This window comes from Steroidobacter flavus, assembly GCF_042651805.1.
GTDB lineage: Bacteria > Pseudomonadota > Gammaproteobacteria > Steroidobacterales > Steroidobacteraceae > Steroidobacter > Steroidobacter flavus.
In genome coordinates this window covers 17,285-36,559 of the sequence record NZ_JBHSDU010000014.1, presented here as the reverse complement: position 1 = coordinate 36,559, position 19,275 = coordinate 17,285, and the positions used below count along the sequence as shown (strand labels likewise).

The window sequence follows — 19,275 nt, the reverse complement described above, 5'->3', positions numbered from 1 at the left end:
ATGAGTTCCGCGAACGGACGTTGGTCTTCATGGGGCGCCTTCAATCTTGCGGCAGTGGGCGCGGCGGTCGGCCTCGGCAGCATCTGGCGATTTCCTTATCTGGCGGGAACCTACGGCGGCAGCACATTTCTGCTGGTATTCATCCTTGCCTGCCTGGCAATAGCAACGCCGCTGCTGGTCGCGGAGTTCGTCATCGGGCGCCGATCGAGACAGAGCCCTCCGGAGGCGGCGGGGCACGTCGCGGCGGCGTTCGGGTACTCGCGATCATGGAACTGGATTGGGGTGCTGGGCACGATCGCTTGCGTGCTCATCATCTCGAACTACACCGTGGTTGCGGGTTGGGTGATCGCATACGCATGGAAATGTGCCTCCGGCCAGATCATGGGACTCTCCAGGGCTGCGGTCGCCGATCATTTCGCAGGCTTCCTCGCAAGCCCATGGCAAGTGGGTTTGTGGCACATCGTATTTCTCGGAATCGTAGGATGGGTCTCGGCGCGCGGCTTGAGCCGCGGCATCGAGATCGCCAATAAGGTTCGCGCTCCCGGGTTGCTGATTCTTTTGCTGGTATTGGTTGGCTATGCGCTAGCGATCGGCGATCCACACGGTCTCGCGTTCGCGTTCCGACCCGATTTGAGCAAGCTGTCGGCGGATCTCGTGCTCGCGGCGATTGGTCAGGCTTTCTATGCGACTGGGGTAGGCATGGCAATCATGCTGGCCTATGGCGCGTATGTGCCGAACAATGTCTCTCTAGTGCGATCCGCTCTATTGATCAGCACAGCCATTGTCGTCGTGTCGGTGCTTGCCACGGCAATGGTGTTTCCTTTGGTGTTTCAGTACGGATTGAATCCCGCGCAAGGCCCGGACCTCGTCTTCAACGTGCTTCCGACCGCGTTCGTTGAAATGCCAGCGGGGCGTTGGGTTGGGACGCTGTTCTTCATTCTGTTGGTTCTCGCCGCGCTCACCCCGACCATCGGAGGCTTAGAGCCCATGGTTGCCTGGTTTCAGCAACGTCGCGGCCTGTCGCGTCCGACCGCCGTATTTTTCACGGTTGCGATCGTCTGGGGGCTCGGACTGGGCAGCGTCCTGTCATTCAACGTGTGGAAGGACTGGCATCCGCTTGCTTGGACGGCTTACCTTCAGAACAAGACCGTCTTCGATGTGATCGATTTCGTTTCTTCCAACATTCTGCTGCCCGTCGGCGCACTGCTCAGTTGCGTGTTCGTCGGGTGGCGGTTGCCGTTCTCGTTGATTCAGGAGCAATCCGCCGACACGGCGGCGGTGCAAACGTGCTGTCGCCTGCTGCTCAAATTCGTGTGCCCGTTTGCCATCGCCACGGTGCTGATCGCTGCGCTCTGATCAAATCTAGAAAATGATGTACGGAAGACTATGGCAGTAGCAGTCGAGAGCATGCGCAAGCTGCGACACGCGGACACAGGTTGTGTCGATGATGTCGCCAGCCAGAGAATGAACGACGTGTTCCAGGGACTGGATGCGCCGCTGCGTGCGTTCCTGACGCAGCAGACGCGCTCCCTGGATGACGCCGAGGATTTGGTGCAAGAGATCTTTCTGCGCCTGTGGCGCATGGGAGTTCGTACCGAGATCCGCTGCTTCAAAGCGTTTGCATTCAAGATGGCCTGCAATCTCGTCAAAGACCGGAGTCGGCGCACGTATACCCGGATGATGCGTCAATCGGTGCCGGCCGCCGAAGTGCAACTCTCCGACATGGGCCAGAGCGAACCATCGAGCGTCGTGCAGTCACTGCAAATGCTGAGCATTGCCACCGAGACGATGACCAAGTTACGGCCGAGCACGCGGCAGGCATTTTTGTTGTATCGAGTGGAAGCCTGGTCGCATGCGAGGATCGCCGCGCAGATGGGAATTTCGGTCAGCATGGTGGAAAAGCACGTGAGTCAGGCGACCGCGGCGCTGCGTAACGCAGGGGTCGAATACGGCGAGCGTTGAGCCGATTCGTTGTGGGTCGGCAATCGCGGCGCGTCTTTGCCTCGAACCCACTACATTTCGGTGAGTGGAAGGTGTCGGCGTTGGTCCGCAACGTATTCGACAGCTTCGATTGTACGAACATCAGTTACAACGGCTTCGTCGCTGCGTCGGCGTCGGAGTTTCTGGTGATGCCGCTCGAGCCGCGCACCTTCGGTGCCGTGGTCAGTCGCAAATTCTGAAGCAGGGGAAGGTCAATCCATGAGCAAGCGCATGCTAACGGCAGCGAGCTTGAGTCTCGCTTGTACACTCGCATTTGGTGCTGAAGTCAATGAGTCGCAGCAGTCTGGAGTACAGCAGCCCGTGCCAGTAAGAAACGGCATGGTCACCGGCACGACCGGATCGACGGCGATCGAAGGCGGCGTCGAGATTCTGAAGGCCGGCGGCAGCGCTGCCGACGCTGCTCTGGCGACCGCGCTTACGCAAGTCTGCATGGCGGCGGGCTCGTGGGTGAGCTACGCCGGCATCATGACCATGGTCTATTTCGATGCCTCGACCGGAACGACCTACAACCTCAATGCGGGCTATAACACTGTCGCCGCCGAAACGGATCCGCTCAACATGCCGGGTGTCGATCTGGCGAAGCTGATCAACAACCTGACTGCCACCGACACGTACACGCCCAGTGGGAGGACGGCGCTGGTCCCCGGCTTCATGGCAGGTATCGAAGCGGCGCACGAGCGCTTCGGCAAGTTGCCACGAACCAAAATCTTCGAACCCGCCATCCGTTGCGCCGAGCAGGGTTTCGAGTGGAGCCGTGGATTGACGGCCCAGTATGCCTATCGTAAGGACGTGCTCGGCCGGTTGCCCGAGACCAAGGCGGTCTATACCAAGCCCGACGGCAGCGCCTACCAGCCGGGTGAAACATTCAAGCAGCCGGCGTTGGCAGGGACGCTGCGCCAGGTGGCGGAGCAGGGCGCGGACTACATGTACAAAGGCCCCTGGGCGAAGAAGTTGATCGCCGCGCTCCAGCGCGACGGCGGGCGCATGACGCTGGACGATCTAGCGAATTACCGTGTCATCTGGGCACAGCCGCTGCACACCGCTTATCACGGGTTCGACATCTACGTGCATGGTCTGCCCGCCAGCGGCGGCGTCGACTTGATCGAAGCGATGAACCTGGCGGAAGTCTCGCAGCTGAGTAAGCTCGGGCGGTACTCGCAGTCCCCCGAAGCAATGTTTACGCTGGCGCAGATCGCGAAGCCGGCGCTGATGTTCTCTTATTCGAAGCCGGAGACGTTCGAGCCTCTAGGTTTGGACCGCGCGCTCGAGGCGCGCGTCACCAAGCAGTCGGCGGCGAAGATCTGGGAGCTGATGCGCGCCGGCAAGATGCCGATGGTGCCAGCGATGGCGAAAATGCCCGTGCACTCCGACGCGATCATCGCGATCGATCGCTGGGGGAACATTGCCACGGTGTGCCACTCCATCAATGCGGTTAGCTGGGGGGCTTCGGGCATCAATGTCGAGGGTGTCTCGATTCCCGACTCCGCCTCATTCCAACGCGATGACATCGCAAAGATAAAGCCCGGCTCGCGTCTGCCCGATCCCAGCAACCCTGGCTTGATCGTCCGCAACGGCAAGCCATTCATGGGCTTCAGCTCGATCGGTGCGGGCCTGCACCTGCGCACCCTCGGTGCGCTCGTCAATGTGATCGACTTCGGCATGACGCCGCAACAGGCCATCAACGAGCCCAGTCTCGGTATGTTCGTGCTTGGCGCGCCCGGTGAGACCACGCCGCCGCTGGCCATTGGCGCGAAAGATTTCTCGCCCGCATTCATCGAACGTGTTGGCGAGCTGGGCCAGAAACTGGTGGAGAACGACTCGCTGCGTGGCTATTGGCTCGGCATTCAAGTCGACCAGAAGACCGGCGAACTGCACGGTGGTGCCATTCGCGAGCTTGCGGTTGGCGGCCGCGCTGTCGGCTATTGAGGAGCCTTGGTACCCTGCGCCTCATCGACTGAGGCGCGGGCAGCCACCAAAGTATTGTGTAGGAGCATGGTGATGGTCATCGGCCCGACGCCGCCGGGGACGGGCGTGATGTGCGAGGCTTTGAGGCGCACCGATTCGAAATCTACATCGCCGACGATGCGTCCGTCGGGCAGGCGGTTGATGCCGACATCGATCACTACCGCGCCGGTCTTCACCATCGGCGCAAGGATGAGATTGGGCCGGCCCGCGGCAACCACCAGAATATCGGCCGCTATTGTGAATTGCGCGAGGTCGCGCGTTTTCGCGTGGCAGATGCAAACGGTGGCGTCTTTTTGCATCAGCATCAACGCGGTTGGCTTGCCGACGATGTTACTGGCGCCGACCACCACGACATTCTGGCCGGCGATGGGGATCTGTTCGGCTTCCAGCAATTTCTGGACGCCGAATGGCGTGCACGGCGAGAAGACGGTCGAGCCCACGACCAGGCCGCCGACGTTATACATGTGGAAGCCATCGACGTCTTTTGCAACTGAGATGCGCTCCAGGACAGCGCGCACCGGCAGATGCGCAGGCAGGGGCAACTGCACGAGGATACCGTGAACGGTAGTGTCCTCATTGGCCGCGTCGATGACGGAGAGCAGCTCCGGCAGCGTACACGACGCGGGCAGCTCGATGGTCACGGATTGCATGCCGACGTCGCGACAGGCTCTCGCCTTGTTCGCGACGTACAGCCGCGACGCGGCGTCGGTTCCGACCAGAATGACTGTGAGTTTTGGCTGGACGCCCGTGCGTGCCAGGAATTCAGCAATGTCCGTGGATAAATCCGCTCGCAGCCGTCTAGCGTGTCCGACTCCATCGATGATTCTGGCGCTCAACGCGGTCCTCTCGGGCGGTCTCGAAAATTACATACACAAGTGTATAGACTCAGCGCTGCGCTGTCAGTCCTCCACGGCTGCGACCACGTGCTTGCCGGTCATCACCAACAACCAGGCACAGGGCAGCAGCATCGTCATGACGAGCAGCAGCGCATACCGGATTCCGACCGGTCCGTGGAGGGCGCTGAAGGCGTCGCTCAGCGCGCCGGCGACTACCGGACCGAGACCCAGCCCGATGAGATTGGCAAAGAAGAACACCACGGCCACGGCAACGGCGCGCCGTGCCGAACCGCAGATCACGTGAATACATGTGAACATTGCTGGCACGGCGGCGTTGAGCGCCAGGCCGGCGAGTCCGGCAAACATCAGCGCCATTGCGAAGGTGGGCGCGAGCAGCATGGCTTCGTAGAGCGGCCAGCACAGTAGCAGTCCGGCCGCGGGCAACCAGCCCAGCCAGGCAAGATCGCGTTTAGACAGCCGATCGACGAGAAAGCCACCGAGCAGGCTGCCAAGGATCGACGATACGGCGGAGACCAAACCGTAGGCGGTGCCGACTTCGGCGAGCGGTACCTTCAGCACGCGGACCATATAGGAAGGCAGGAAGACGATCGCGCCATAGGCGATCAGAAAGTAGATCACCATCGCGATCACCAAATAGACAAAGGCGCGTTTGGCAAGCAGCGCCCGGAATGTCGCGTGAATGGGTTCCTGTGAACCGGGGAGCGGCTGGAACTGCGGCAGGGTCCTGGGCTCGTGCAGAACCACGTGAACGAGCACCGCCAGTGCCAGGCCTGGCAGGCCCACGATCAGGAATGCCGTACGCCAGCCATACGTCGTTGCAATGTGCGCGCCGGCTACGAAGCCAAGCAAATACCCGCACATGGAGGACGACATGAAGATCGACAGCGCCCGCCCGCATCGCGTCGGGCCGAAGTAGTCGGCAATGAGAGATTGTGCGGGAGGAAGCGCACCCGCTTCACCGGCGCCTACGCCCACTCGTGCCAATGCGAGTTGCCAAAAGGATTGCGCGAGCCCGCACAGCGCGGTCATCACGCTCCAAATCGTCAGAGACAGCGTGATGATGGTTTTGCGGTTGCCGCGATCTGCCCAGCGTGCCACCGGGATACCGAGCGTTGCATAGAACACTGCGAATGAGATGCCGGTGAGCAATCCCAGCAAAGTGTCTGAAACACCGAATTCCGCTTTGATGGGTTCGAGCAGCACCGAGATGATGTTGCGATCGACGTAATTCGAAGTGGAGACGAGGAAGAGAACCGCGAGAAATGACCATTGCCGTGCCGGTCGATATAAGTGCGATGGATGCGAGGCGGGTGTGGTCTTCACGTGACGTTGACGGTACTAAAGAGGTGGCGAGCTTGGAAATCTACAGACGCGCCTCCGACGCCGACCCACAGTCGCGCCTGAAGCTGACAGATCGCATCAACTTCCTGACGATCTGCATGGAGCGGGCGCTGCCGGTCGCGCACGATCCGATTGCGTTGTGGAGCGCGGGCCGTCCTGCGTCTTGAGTGCGAATGGCCAAAGCAGAGCTGGAGGGCTCGTGACCACTGACCTTTCTCGTTACATCGTGAATCCCGGCCCGAAAATCCCGGTGGGCGGGCTCGATGCCGCCGTGACCACCGGGTCCGCCATCGTTACCGAGACCATGGTGAATGTGCTGAAGCGCGGTGGCAACGCGGCCGATGCCGGCATCGCCGGCTGCTTGGTGCAAGCCGCGGTCGAGCCGTACATGACGAATCATGCGGGCCTGGTGACATTTCTCTACTACGAAGCCAAGTCCGGCATGATTCATCAGCTGGACAGCCTCGGCGCTTTCCCCTCTGGTTTGCCGCCGTTCAGACCGGTGCCGCCAGGCATGGGACCGTATGCTGCGCTTCCACCGTCGGCGATCATTCCTGGGTTCATGCCTGGGCTCAAGGCCATTCACGAGCGTTTTGGTTCGCGCCCGTGGGGCGAGTTGTGCCTGGATGCCGTGACCTGGGCGGAGCAGGGGCATCCAGTGTCCACATTCGAATTCGGCGTCAACATCTTCGGTGAGAAGTTCATCTGTTATTTCCCGGAAGGCCGCGACTTCTATCAACCCAAAGGCTACTTCCCCAATGTGGGGGATGTTTTCGTCCCGCCGGGTCTGGCAACGACGCTCAAGGGCGTAGCGGAGCACGGGCCGGATTACATGATCACCGGCCCTTGGGCGCAGAAGTTCGTCGAGAAGGCGAACCAGATGGGTTGGCGGATCACGCCGGAGCATATGACGGAGACACCGCCACGCTGGGTGCAGCCACTGCGGTTCGCTCATCACGAGTACGAGATCGTGAGTCTCGGGCCGCCTCAGGCGCAGGGGGTCTACATCGCCATTGCGCTCGGCGTGTTGAAGCACCTCGGTATCCGTCAGATGAAGCCGGGATCCGCCGACCATTTCTGGGCCATGGGTCATGCGCTTCGTCAGGCATCGCGGCATTGGGAATATGTGCAGGACGATCGGATCTATGGCGTGCCGCGAGATGAATTACTCGACGATGGCTATCACGCACACCTCGCGAAAATGATTGCAACGGCGCGTCCGAAGATCGATCTCAGCGAGCATATCCGCCTGAGCGGCGACGGACCTGGGGGAGGCGCAGACCTGTTGTCGCTGTTCGCGGGCTCCGCGGGTCGGCCGAGGCTGAGTGGCTCCGAGAACGCGCAGCCTTCCGGCTCTTGCGAGCTCGCGGTGGTCGATGCCGAGGGCAACTGGGTACAGATGATGAACACGCTGCAGGGTTCCGGTATCCCGGGTATGGTCGTCGGTGGCGTGCCGATGGTTGGCAGCCACGCAACGTTCGGTGCTCTCGCCAGTCCCATGGATGCGACGCTGGTCAAGGGAGCGAAGGCCCGCTGCGTCATCGGTAACACACTCGTGCTCAAGAACGGTCGTCCGGTGCTCTCTGCGGGATCACCGGGCAATGTCCACTGCACGATGCCCCAGGTGCTCACTTACGCGCTCGATTTCGGGCTCGATCCTTATGCGAGCATCGACGCACCTCGCATGTTGCCCATGACCGAAGCGCGTGGCGTGGTGATCGAAGATCGATTGGGGCAGGGCGTCGTAGAGGGCCTGCACCAATTGGGCGTTCGAGTGGGTGTGGTGCCGAGCTACGACTATCACATGGGATCGTTCTCCGTGATTGCTCGTGACGAGGAAACGGGGAAATACACGGCAGTGGCGGATCCGCGTCGCTGCGCAGTCGCCGATGGTCTTAGAGACTGATGGATCTGGCAATCAGCTCCATCGGGCCAAGTGCTCCACAACCCAGGATGATATAAACGTGAGCATAGTTTTCCATGGCGACGGTGTTACTCGCCGCTGACTGGTTGGAGACGCTCTGCGCCGTGAGGCGCGCGATCTGGCCGGCGATGAAACTCTTGTCACCGGGCTCGGTGAGGTCGATGCCTGCGCTGAGCGTGAGAAAGGCAAGTCCGACCAGGGCGATGGCGAACGAGAATTTCATGGCCGCTGACGGGTCTCGATGGCGGCGCGCGAGATACATCCAAAGGCTGCTGAACAGCGTCGCGCCGAGAATGACGAAAATCGATGGCAGCCCTTGCAACATGGCGGCGGGAATTTCGTGGCCGAACACGCGCCGATCCACCAGGCGATCGGCGAAAACATTGAGCGAACTGCCTAATTGCTCATAGAGAGCCCAGAATGCGACCCGCATCGCGCCGCGAGTCATCGGGTGCGTACATCGCGCCTACCAGCGTGGAGGCATTCGGCTTGAGCAGGCCCACGCCGACGATGATGAGCGCCAGGCTGAGATAGAAGATCTGCACCGAGGCTTCGAAAGAGATGCCGAAATGGCCGATGACCAGCAGCACGGCTCCGAGCGTCACGGCTTTACGTGCGCCAAGGTACCGGTCAGCGATCAGGCCTCCCAGGATCGACGTCACGTAGACCATCGCGGTGTAGGTGCCGTAGATCAGAAAGCTGTCTGCCTCGGAGAACCCGAAGTGCTGCATCAGGTAGAAAATGAGCAGAGCACGCATGCCGTAATAGCTGAAGCGTTCCCACACCTCCGTGGCGAAACAGATGAACAGGCCGCGAGGGTGCTGCGAGAACATGCCCGGTGACTGCGCCAAATGTCGGACCTCGGCTGGAAAGAACTGAGACGCGGGCGCCGACTGTTGCCACACCGGCCCCCGGCAACGACGGGCGGGTGGGATGGCGTTGTGGGAGGAGGCGCTGCCTGCGTCTGATGAACGGGTGAATTTCGGGGAGACTGGCAGTGACGAGGGTGCGAACGTTCATGATCGGCTGCGCCGTGTTGTTGGCGACGCTCGGGGCGGGGGGATGTCAGAAGCCAGAGTCAAGTGCTGTCGCTGCACCCCCCGCAGTCGCTTCGAGCGATGCTTCGAAGCAAGTGACGATGCTGGCGGACGAGTTGCTCGCTTACTTCGAACGCAGTTCCGCCATGGTGAAACTGCTGCGAGGAAAGCAGGTCGATGCTTTCGACTCGATCACTTTCGAGGCTGCGCTGGATGGCGCGAAGTACGGCCGGGTCGGCCTGCAGCGGCTCGACGCCATCGCGCTCGAGAGCTTGCCGGAAGAGCAATGGCTGCTTGCGAGTTTGTTACGACACACATTTACGACGCTTGCCAACGGTGAACACAGCTACTGGTTCGAGTCTGCGGTGACGCCCTACGCCGGCGGGTGGCACATGGCGGCTCACCAGATACTCGCCGGGCACGGATTCGAGACGGCGAGCGATGTCGAGCATTACCAGCAATTGCTCGATTCCTATGGCACCGTGCTCGACCAGGTCGCCGCCAAGACGCGCGCCCAGAGCGAGCGCGGCATTCGAGTCGCCCAACCTGCGATCCCGGGCGTAGTTGCAATGTTTCACGGGTTGCGGGCTGCCGCGCCCGGAAACCTGATACCTGCATCTTCCCGGCTCGAGAAGCTCAGGCCCGAGCAGCGCGAGGCATTCACGGTTGCGATCAAACGCAAGCTTCAGGAGCGCATCCTCCCCGGCTATGACGCCGTTATCGCGATCTTTGGTGAAGACTATGTGCGCAGCGCGCCTGCGCAGGTCGGGATCGGCAATCTTCCCGGCGGCAGGGATGAGTATCTGCGGAGGATCGTGGATCAGACCGGGCTCACGCTGACGCCTCAACAAATTTACGATCTCGGGCAGAAGCGGGTCGCCGAAATCGATGAGCGCATGCGTAGCGTGCGCGAGCAGCTCGGGTTCAAGGGCAGTCGCGAGGAGTTCTATGCGAGTCTGCGCAAAGACTCGCGCTTCATCGCCAAGTCACCGCAGGATATGGAGCAGCGCTACCTTGCTTACGCCAGGCGCATGGACCCGCACCTGGCGCGCTATTTCTCACGACTGCCCAAGGCGCCGTACGGAGTCGCGCGCCTGGCGCCAGCGGCGGAAGCCGCAGTGACCTACGGCTACTATCAGCCACCGACGCCTGCCAACACGATGGGCATCTACAACTACAACGCTTCTCAACTCGAGGAGCGCTCGCTGCTCTCGGCGGCACACCTGATGTATCACGAGCTCGTGCCAGGACACCATCTGCACTTGGCCTTGCAGCAGGAGAACTCGAATGCGCACCCGCTCCGCGCATTTCTGCTGTACGGCGCGTTCAATGAAGGCTGGGCCGAGTACGCAGCGAGCCTTGGTGAAGAGCTAGGTTTGTATCAGGATCCGTACGACCTCTACGGGCACCTCACGATGCAGGCGTTCCTCGCATCGCGCCTGGTCGTGGACACGGGTATGAACTATCTCGGCATGTCGCTGCAGGAGGCCCGCGATTTCATGAAGGCACACACATTCGAATCGGATGTGCAAATCGACTCGGAGACACTGCGCTATTCGACCGACATCCCGGCGCAGGCGATCGGCTACTGGTTGGGGTATGAGAAGTTCTGGGAACTGCGGCGCCGGGCCGAGCAGAAGCTGGGATCGAGTTTCGACATTCGAGCGTTCCACGCAGCGGCGATCGGCGAGGGCGCGATGCCGCTCAACGTCTTGGAGCAACATCTCGATCGTTTCATCTCGCACGCTGCTCCGAAGGCACTTACAGCACGTATCTCGCCGGTGCCAGCACCGACGGTTACGCTCGTCTACCGGCGAGCATCAATGGCCGATGGCCAACAGCAAACATCCGGCCCATGCCGCCATGATCCCCTACACGATCGAGCCCAACAAGATCGATCTGACCAACCCCAAGAACAGATCGGATGAGTTGTTCATGGCGCATCTCTCGCACATCGTGCTTCCCATCCTTGTCGACGCATCACAGGAGGTGGGCCGATGAGATTGCCAACGCATTACGCTGCGCTGGGTCTGATGACGTTGGGGTTGCTGCTGGACCGGGATGCTGTCGCAAGCGCCCCGCTGCGATCCGTGACCGTCACACTCAGTGGTACGGTCGCGACCAACCCCGAAACGGGCAGGCTCTTCGTGATGGTGAGCGATCGAACGGACAAGGAGCCGCGCTCGGTCACTCCCATCACGGCGGCCTATTATTTCAACGACGCTTCGATGGAGTATGCCCCGTTCTTCGGACAGAACGTCGCGACGCTGCGGCCCGGAGCAAGTGCCACGATGTCGGGTGAGGAGGCCGGCTATCCGTTCAGCCATCTCTCCGATCTGCCGCCGGGCGAGTATTCGATACAGGCGGTGCTGCATCGCTACGAACAAGTGACACCCGCGCATGGCAAGACCATTTGGCTGCCGATGGACGATTGGGAGGGTACTCAGTTTCATCTGTCGCCGGGCAATCTATATAGCGACGTTCAGCGGATCAAAGTCGTGGCGGGCGAAGGTTTCAAGGTGTCACTGACGCTGCATGCTCGAATTCCTCCCATCGAACAGCCGGCCGACACGAAGTATCTGCAGTTCCGAAAGTTTCGCAGCGAGCTGGCGTCTCGGTTCTGGGGACGTGACACGCCGGTCGGCGTAAATGTGTTGCTGCCCGAGGGCTACGCCGAGCATCCCGACGCGCGTTATCCAGTCGTATTCCACATGGGGCACTTCCAGGAACATACGCCTCTGCGTTTCCCGACCCGCGAGCCGGAGGTAACCAAAGGTCCCGCTGCCACAGGCTCACCGCGATGGATCTGGGAGAACTGGTTGGCCGCGGACACGCCGCGTGTCATTGTGGTGACACTGATGCATCCGACGCCGTTCTACGACGACTCATATTTCGTGAACTCGCCGAATACCGGGCCCTGGCAGGACGTGCTCATGCAGGAGTTGCTTCCTTATATCAATCGCGAGTTTCGCACGATCGATGCTCCGTGGGCGCGTGTGATGTTTGGCGGCTCGACCGGGGGCTGGATTTCGCTATATACACAGGTGACGAAACCCGAATCGTTCGGTGGCGCCTGGATCTATTGCCCCGACATGGTCGACTATCGGGCGCTGGCCCACACGGACATCTACAAGGAAAAGAACTACTACACGCCGGAGAGCTACAAGTGGTTGCAGCCCGAGCGTCCCTACGCCCGCACGGTGACCGGTGGCTGGTCCGTATCGGCGCGACAGTTTGGCCAGCTATCCCGGGCGCTCGGCGATAAATCGCGCGGCGGCGAGTGGATCGATGCGTACGCGGCCATGTTCGGCCCAGTCGGGCCCGATGGTTACCCGGTGCCCTTGATCGATTGGCAGACCGGCGCGATCGACCGTCGTGTGGCGGAGCTCTGGCGTGAGAACGGCTTCGACATCCGCTACTACTTGGAAGAGAACTGGGGGATTGTAGGGCCGAAGGTCCGCGGTAAACTGTTCTTCCTGTGCGGCGACATGGATCAGTTCTACTGCAATAACGCCATGTATCTGCTCGAGGACTTCTTGAAGACCACGCGGGACCCGCCGTACGAGGGGTCGTTCCGCTACGGCCGACCCAAGATCGGGCACACGTTTCACGGACTCGGGCTGGATCCATGGCCTTTCGCGATGTTGCACGAAATGGCAGCGCATATGCGCAAACAGCAGCCGGCTGGCTTCGACAGCCGTCAATGGAACTATCCGTAGAGGCCGCCCCGTGAGCCGCCGAGGCGAGCGACAACATGGCTGATTTTTTTCCGCGCAACCCGGGTCCGTGGTCAGGCTCGGCTGATCGTGAGACTGCGACGGTCCAGAGCGTTGGCATCGAGAGCTATCGCCCGGCACTCCTTGCATACTTCGGCCGTCGGGTTCGCAGCGCCGCTGAAGCCGAGGATTTGACCCAAGACGTATTCGAGCGCATGTTGCGCAGTCTCGAGCAGGGGCCGATTCGCAACGCCGAGGCCTTGCTATTCCATATCGCCGTCAATCTGTTACGCGACCGCGCTCGCAAGATCCACACCCGCGGCGTCGAAGAGCCGCTACCATCGGAACCCGTGGCCGCTGTCGCCGATGCCCTCACTGAGGGTTTGTCCCCCGAGCGCGTCGTAATAGGTCAAAGGACACTGCAGGAAGCACTCTTGGCCCTCGACGAGCTGAGCGAACGAACGCGCGCCATGTTCTATTTGTATCGCTTCGAGAACCTGAAAGTTCGTGAAATTGCCGAGCTGTATGGCATCTCGGTGAGCGGCGTCGAGAAGCAGATCAGTCGGGCGCTGTTGCACCTGACGCGTCGGATGCATCCCCAATGAGCATGTTCAAGCATTCGGCAGCTGCGGATTCGAATTCGGACGATCGCTTGGAGCAAGCGACGCACTGGTTCTTGCGGGTCGGTTCGGAGTCGGCGGGCGTCGAAGATCTCTCGGAGTTCAAGCGCTGGATCGAGAGCGATCCGAAGAACGAGCTGGCTTACAAGCAAGTCTCGGCCGCGTGGGCTGGCATCGGCGCACATGCTGCTGCACCCGAGATCATCGTCGCTCGTCGCAATGCCCTCGATGACGCCCGCCGCGCGGCTAACCGAAGGTGGTCCATTCGTGCATGGCGCGTCCGGTCCCTGGCACTGGCCGCGTCGATCTGCGTCGCGCTCATCGGCACCGCGCTCTATTTCTATCTCCAGCAAGGCGTCTACTCGACCGGGCTCGGAGAACAGCGCGCCCTGCGACTCGACGACGGCTCGCTGATCACGCTGGACGCAAAATCCACGGTTCGCGTGGCCTACTCGGATGATGTGCGCCTGCTGGTGCTCGAGCGGGGAAGGGCTCGATTCGACGTTGCACGCGATCCGGCGCGGCCGTTTCGCGTTCAGGCGGGCAATCAGACCGTGGTTGCGCACGGTACCCAGTTCAATGTCGAGCGAGTCGCGAATACCGTGTTGGTAACCTTGATGGAAGGTCGTGTGTCCGTGACCGGAATCACGCCGCAGACGGATACGCCAGCCGTGCCTGCGCCGGGAAAGAAACTTTCGATTCCTGTCGTTGAACTCAGCTCGGGCCAGGGAATACAGGTTCGAGCGAACGGTAGTGCCACAGTGGTCCGGAAGATCGACGTGCAACAGGCCACGGCCTGGCAGAGCGGGCGACTGTTCTTCAACAACGAATCGTTGGCAAGCGCCGCGGAGCGCGTCAATCGCTATTCGAAGTTGCAGGTTGAAGTCGACCCGTCGGTGGCAGATGTCGGCGTGAGCGGCACGTTCACAGCGGGCGATGCCAGTGCCTTCGTCGAGGCAATCTCGACGTATTTTCCGGTGCGGGCTGAGCACGTCAGCGCATCCGTCATCTATCTCACCGCTCAGGATTGATTCGCGTCCTGCGTCGATGAGAGCGTCACGCGGACCGCACGCCACCTGCAGGCGGGATCGACCGCATCTGCCTCACAACTGCGTCGTAGTAAAACTGCAAAAAACTCGTCAACCGTGAGTGTGGGTTTGCCGGCATGGCTCGTCGGAATGAACGTCGGGTTGATTTTCTCTTCAAAAATATCGCCGCACGACACTGGCGTCCGACGGCGTCGAATCTGGCCAATTAACGACAGCAAGGGTGACGACCGATGGCTAAGACCCCGAGTGCTCGCCGAAGCATCAGGCTGCTTTGCAGAGGATCGCTTTCGGTGGCTGCCTCCGCGACCGCATGCTCCGCGTTTATTCTTGCGGGTGCGAGCGCGCTTGCCGCGCAATCTGCATCAGCCCGCGCGATTACCCACTCCCTGTCCATTCCAACACAACCACTTTCGGAAGCTCTCAAAGCTCTCTCCGCCGCAGCCAACGAGCAATTGCTGTTCTCGCAGGACCTCGTGGCGGGTCGGCAGAGCATGCCGATCTCCGGCGCATACACCACGGACGAGGCTCTGGATCTACTGCTCGCGGGCTCGGGCCTCAAAGCCGACAGGACGCCGTCAGGGGTCTTGATGATCCGCGACCCTGCGAAGATCGGCAAACCCGACAAGCGGCCGGCAAAACCGCTGAGAGTGTCGTCGCTCGATTCGAGCGACGAACAGAGCGTGCCCGATGCTTCCGAGCGCCTACGCTCGAGGGCGGCAGGCGAGGCTGAGAGTCAACTGGCGCTTGAAGAAATCATGGTCACCGCTACCAAGCGAGCGGAGCGCATTCTCGACGTGCCACAGTCGATCACTGCCTTCACCAATGACAGGATGCGCGAGCAAGGCGCGGTGCAACTCGCCGATTTTCTACAGGCAGCGCCCGGCGTCAGCGTCGTCGATACGCAGGCAGGGACACAGAGCATTCAGATCCGCGGCATCAACTCGACGTTCGGTGACGCGCCGATCGGTTATTACCTCGATGAGTTGCCCTTCAGCTTCATCTCGCAACCTGTGGTGCCGGATGTACGCACCTTCGATCTGGAGCGCGTGGAGGTGCTGCGAGGCCCGCAGGGCACGCTGTACGGCGATGGTTCACTTGGCGGCACGATCCGTGTGTTGACAGCCGAGCCCAATCTGACCGACCTGCAGGGCGATGTCGATCTCACGGCAACGTCGACCGAGGGCGGCGATGACAGCTGGGCCGCCAAGGGCATGCTCAATCTGCCGATGGTGGAGGGTAAGGTGGCGCTGCGCCTGGTCGCCTCGCAGGAGGATTTCGGCGGCTGGACCGACAACACGTCGACTGGTGTGAAGGATGAGAACGAGCGTGACATCGACACGTACCGCGGCAAGTTGCGGTTGGCGCCGAATGACAAGCTGGATGTCGTCCTTTCTTTCTGGCGCACCGACTCGGCGGCAGGCGGTTCCAATGGAACCTACGAAGATCAGACGACGGATCTCACGCCGGTCAGCACCGATATGGAATACGACCTGTACAGCCTGACAGTGCGCTATGACTTGGGATTTGCCGATCTGGTGAGTGCCACCTCGTATATGGACTTCCATCTGTTCAATGCAGGCACGTTATTGGGCTTGCCGGTACTCTCCGACCAGACTCAAGACGTGCGTTCGGAGGAACTGCGACTCACTTCATCCAACGAGGAGGGGTTCCGCTGGACCGGCGGACTGTTCTACCGAAAGATCGAACGCCCGGTCGAGGCTCAGGTTCTCGGCCTGAGCTTCGGGGAGTTTGCCGAGAGCGAGTCATACGCGATCTTCGGCGAAGGCACCTGGCCGCTCATCGAGCGCAAGCTGGACCTCACGCTGGGATTGCGCTATTTCAAGGACGATCGTCTGCGCGCCGACCCGATCGACGCCGCGACCCTGGCGCTCGTTCAAATGATGGATCCGAGTTTCACCGGACGCGTCGAGAGCTCCATCGATACCGTCAACCCGCGACTGAACCTGGCGTGGCACGTCAGCGACGATTGGATGTTGTACACGAACGTGGCGAAGGGCTTTCGCGCGGGTCAAGTCCAGCCAACGGTGTCGCTCATCACCGCCGCGCTGAGCGGCATAGACGTTCCGGTAGGTATCGAAGAGGAGATCGTGTGGAGCTACGAGCTCGGCGCGAAAGGGACGTTCGCCAACGGTCGCGCCGCGCTCGAGGCGGCGGTCTATTACAACGACTGGCAGAACCTCATGGTCAACGTCATCGTCGAACCGGTGACGCAGTTGAGCGCATTACAGAATGGCGCGGAGGCTCGGACCATCGGCGCGGAACTCAGTCTGTCGGTGCAGCCGATCGAAGGAATGAATCTGCAACTGTCGGCCAGTCATGTGGATGCGGAATACACCGAGGCCGATGCGGGAGTGAACATTCGAAAGGGCGACCGTGTTACGCGAGTTCCCGAGAACACGCTATCCGCGTCGGCAACGTACCGCTGGCCGTTGACTGCCACGCTCGATGCCTTCGCATTCGGTCAGGCGCAGTACACCTCCGACCAGGTCGATATGATCAACAATCTCGAGCCGTCGGATGAAGTCACGTTGCTTGGCGCGCGACTCGGCCTGGAAGGGAAATCTTGGGGACTCTACTTGTTCGGAGACAATCTCAGCGACGAGAACGCTGCCATCTCGGTCGCCGGCGTATCCAATGGCATGGTTCTACCGACTGCGAGGCCGCGCCCGCGCACGGTCGGTTTGAACATGAGCTATCGCTTCCGCTGACTGCAGTGAGTGATGTCTCGACGCCAGCGGCGCACATGACCTCGAAGTCGGCAACAGTGAATTGCCGGCTTCGAGGCGCGCTTGCGGCCGGTCAATTCGGGAAGGATGAAGATGAGAATCTCGAAGGCGTTGTTTGTCGGCGGATTGCTGTTGGCATGCATGGGATCGAACGTGGCGATCTCGGCGGAGGAGCTGTCTGCGCGCGACGCCGCGGCCGAGATCGGGCGCATCAATGCTTGGTTCGACGCCAAATACGAGGAACAGCTCGCGCTGAGTCCGATCGCCCGGACTTACGCCGGTGACAAGAAAGACTACGACAAGATCGACGACATGTCCGAGGCGGCGGCGGATCGCGCGCTTGAATGGCAGCGCAAATCGGTCGAGGAACTGAAAGCCAGTTTCGATCGGACGAAGCTGCCGCCGGAGGCACGGCTCTCCTATGATTTGTGGATCTATCAGTACGAGGATGCGGCGTCGCTCGCCAGGTTCAGGCGTAACGCCTATATCTTTCACCAGCTGTCAGGGCCGCACACTTGGATCCCGCAGTTCCTGATGCTGGTCCACCGCGTGGACGATCCGGCGGACATGGAGGCTTATATCGCGCGTATCGGCGGCGTCGCACGCGCGCAGCTGCAACTTCTCGATATCGCGAAACAGAACGCGGCGGCTGGTTCGCGCGTGCCGCGCTTCTCCTATGAAGCGATGATTTCGCAGGCGCGCTCGATGATCACAGGTGCGCCGTTCGACGGGCAGGGCGACAGCGCGATATGGGCCGACGTTCAGGCCGAGGTCGAGGGATTGGTGAAGGCGGGCAAGATCGATTCCGCCAAGGCGCGCGTCTACGAGACGGCGGCGCGCAAGGCACTGCTCGAGCAGTGGCGGCCGGCCTACGATCGACTGATCGCCTGGTTCGAGTCCGAAGTGCCAAAGGCCGACAAGATCGCCACCGGCGTTGGCAAGAACCCGAATGGCAATGCCTATTACGAGGCCATGCTCGCCAACTCGACGACGACCAGATTGACGGCGCAGCAGATCCACCAGCTCGGCCTCGATGAGATCGCGCGCATCAAGGGCGAGATGGAACGAATCAAGCAGCAGGTCGGCTTCAAGGGCACGCTGCAGGAGTTCTTCAAGTTCGTGCGAGACGACGACCGCTTCTACTATCCGAATACGGACGCGGGGCGGCAGGCGTATATCGATGCGGCCACGAATCACATCGCTGCCATGAAACAGCTGTTGCCAAAATACTTTGGCATCTTGCCGAAGGCCGACGTGATCGTGAAGCGCGTCGAGCCCTATCGAGAGATCGCGGGTGCGCCTCAGCAATATTTCGGGTCTTCGCCGGACGGGTCGCGGCCGGGCGTGTTCTACGTGCATCTGTCGGACATGCGGGCCATGCCGATTCCGCAGCTGGAGGTAATTGCCTATCACGAAGCGTTGCCTGGCCATCACATGAACTTTGCGATTGCTCTCGAGCTGACCGACATCCCGAAATTCCGCAGATTTCTTTCCATCAACGCCTATCAGGAAGGCTGGGGCCTCTACACCGAGAAGCTCGCGAAAGAAATGGGTGCGTATCAGGATCCATACTCCGATCTCGGTCGTCTCACTACCGAAATCTGGCGCGCGATCCGCCTGGTCGTCGACACCGGACTGCATTCGAAGGGCTGGACCGAAGATCAGTCGATCAAATATTTCAGCGAGAATTCGCCGGCCAGTGAGGGCCAGATCCGTGCCGAAGTGCAGCGTTACATCGTCATGCCGGGACAGGCGACCGGCTACAAGATCGGCATGATCAAGATCCAGGAATTGCGCCAGCGTGCGCAGACGCAGCTGGGCGGCAAGTTTGACATCCGCGGCTTTCATGACGCCATCCTGGGCAGCGCGCAGATGCCGCTCGATCTGCTCGATCAGCGCATCGACGATTGGATCGCGGAACAACAGACGCGTTGATTCACGATTGTGGGTGCGCGTGTGCGGTGTCGCCAGCGTGAATGAAAGTTCCGGGCAAACATCGGTTATTCGCTACTCGAGGC

At 61.0% G+C, this 19,275-nt stretch carries 16 protein-coding genes; 12 read left to right on the top strand and 4 right to left on the bottom strand.

Annotated elements, in window-relative coordinates; translation table 11 throughout:
• From ACFPN2_RS22995 to ACFPN2_RS22980, 4 genes are all read left to right on the top strand, one after another.
• A complete protein-coding gene (locus ACFPN2_RS22995) occupies nucleotides 1-1,356 on the top strand; it encodes a sodium-dependent transporter (RefSeq protein ID WP_380600972.1) in 1,356 nt (451 codons plus the stop codon).
• Nucleotides 1,357-1,386: 30 nt separating this feature from the next.
• Nucleotides 1,387-1,962: an RNA polymerase sigma factor gene (locus ACFPN2_RS22990; RefSeq protein ID WP_380600970.1), complete on the top strand. Its 576-nt coding sequence runs from the start codon at nucleotides 1,387-1,389 to the stop codon at nucleotides 1,960-1,962.
• 71 nt (nucleotides 1,963-2,033) lie between these two features.
• Entirely contained in the window at nucleotides 2,034-2,180 is a 147-nt protein-coding gene (locus ACFPN2_RS22985; RefSeq protein ID WP_380600968.1) for a hypothetical protein, read from the top strand.
• Between the two features lie 121 nt (nucleotides 2,181-2,301).
• A complete protein-coding gene (locus tag ACFPN2_RS22980; protein WP_380600967.1) occupies nucleotides 2,302-3,927 on the top strand; it encodes a gamma-glutamyltransferase in 1,626 nt (541 codons plus the stop codon).
• Here ACFPN2_RS22980 and ACFPN2_RS22975 read toward each other — a convergent pair.
• Nucleotides 3,921-4,802, bottom strand: a complete 882-nt coding sequence (locus ACFPN2_RS22975; RefSeq protein WP_380600965.1) for a bifunctional 5,10-methylenetetrahydrofolate dehydrogenase/5,10-methenyltetrahydrofolate cyclohydrolase — start codon at nucleotides 4,800-4,802, stop codon at nucleotides 3,921-3,923. The two genes, ACFPN2_RS22980 and ACFPN2_RS22975, sit on opposite strands and share 7 nt — an antisense overlap.
• A 63-nt stretch (nucleotides 4,803-4,865) precedes the next feature.
• Nucleotides 4,866-6,146: a spinster family MFS transporter gene (locus ACFPN2_RS22970; RefSeq protein ID WP_380600963.1), complete on the bottom strand. Its 1,281-nt coding sequence runs from the start codon at nucleotides 6,144-6,146 to the stop codon at nucleotides 4,866-4,868.
• A gap of 32 nt (nucleotides 6,147-6,178) precedes the next feature.
• On the opposite strand from ACFPN2_RS22970, the gene ACFPN2_RS22965 reads away from it, so the two are divergent.
• Both ACFPN2_RS22965 and ACFPN2_RS22960 read left to right on the top strand, forming a co-directional pair.
• Nucleotides 6,179-6,331, top strand: a complete 153-nt coding sequence (locus tag ACFPN2_RS22965) for a hypothetical protein (protein ID WP_380600961.1) — start codon at nucleotides 6,179-6,181, stop codon at nucleotides 6,329-6,331.
• 32 nt (nucleotides 6,332-6,363) lie between these two features.
• Complete coding sequence (locus ACFPN2_RS22960; protein ID WP_380600959.1) at nucleotides 6,364-8,070, top strand: gamma-glutamyltransferase; 1,707 nt, start codon at nucleotides 6,364-6,366, stop codon at nucleotides 8,068-8,070.
• Here the strand turns inward: ACFPN2_RS22960 and ACFPN2_RS22955 are convergent.
• Together ACFPN2_RS22955 and ACFPN2_RS22950 are read right to left on the bottom strand one after the other, a co-directional pair.
• Nucleotides 8,060-8,521 carry a POT-type proton-dependent oligopeptide transporter gene (locus tag ACFPN2_RS22955; RefSeq protein ID WP_380602809.1) on the bottom strand — a complete coding sequence of 154 codons (462 nt, stop codon included), beginning with the start codon at nucleotides 8,519-8,521 and terminating at the stop codon, nucleotides 8,060-8,062. The two genes, ACFPN2_RS22960 and ACFPN2_RS22955, sit on opposite strands and share 11 nt — an antisense overlap.
• Nucleotides 8,493-8,939 carry an oligopeptide:H+ symporter gene (locus tag ACFPN2_RS22950; RefSeq protein WP_380600957.1) on the bottom strand — a complete coding sequence of 149 codons (447 nt, stop codon included), beginning with the start codon at nucleotides 8,937-8,939 and terminating at the stop codon, nucleotides 8,493-8,495. The genes ACFPN2_RS22955 and ACFPN2_RS22950 overlap by 29 nt, the downstream gene beginning before the upstream one ends.
• Nucleotides 8,940-9,226: 287 nt before the next feature.
• On the opposite strand from ACFPN2_RS22950, the gene ACFPN2_RS22945 reads away from it, so the two are divergent.
• From ACFPN2_RS22945 to ACFPN2_RS22920, 6 genes are all read left to right on the top strand, one after another.
• Nucleotides 9,227-11,053 carry a DUF885 domain-containing protein gene (locus ACFPN2_RS22945; protein ID WP_380600956.1) on the top strand — a complete coding sequence of 609 codons (1,827 nt, stop codon included), beginning with the start codon at nucleotides 9,227-9,229 and terminating at the stop codon, nucleotides 11,051-11,053.
• A gap of 69 nt (nucleotides 11,054-11,122) precedes the next feature.
• Nucleotides 11,123-12,844 carry an alpha/beta hydrolase-fold protein gene (locus ACFPN2_RS22940; RefSeq protein ID WP_380600954.1) on the top strand — a complete coding sequence of 574 codons (1,722 nt, stop codon included), beginning with the start codon at nucleotides 11,123-11,125 and terminating at the stop codon, nucleotides 12,842-12,844.
• A 35-nt stretch (nucleotides 12,845-12,879) separates the two neighbouring features.
• Nucleotides 12,880-13,446, top strand: a complete 567-nt coding sequence (locus tag ACFPN2_RS22935; protein ID WP_380600952.1) for an RNA polymerase sigma factor — start codon at nucleotides 12,880-12,882, stop codon at nucleotides 13,444-13,446.
• Nucleotides 13,443-14,492 (top strand): FecR family protein, encoded by a 1,050-nt coding sequence (locus tag ACFPN2_RS22930; protein ID WP_380600950.1) that lies wholly within the window; start codon nucleotides 13,443-13,445, stop codon nucleotides 14,490-14,492. Before ACFPN2_RS22935 ends, ACFPN2_RS22930 begins: the two co-directional genes overlap by 4 nt.
• A 470-nt stretch (nucleotides 14,493-14,962) precedes the next feature.
• Nucleotides 14,963-17,239 (top strand): TonB-dependent receptor, encoded by a 2,277-nt coding sequence (locus tag ACFPN2_RS22925; protein WP_380600948.1) that lies wholly within the window; start codon nucleotides 14,963-14,965, stop codon nucleotides 17,237-17,239.
• A gap of 111 nt (nucleotides 17,240-17,350) precedes the next feature.
• Nucleotides 17,351-19,192, top strand: coding sequence for a DUF885 domain-containing protein (locus ACFPN2_RS22920; protein WP_380600946.1), 1,842 nt, complete (start codon nucleotides 17,351-17,353; stop codon nucleotides 19,190-19,192).
• Nucleotides 19,193-19,275 lie beyond the last annotated feature (83 nt).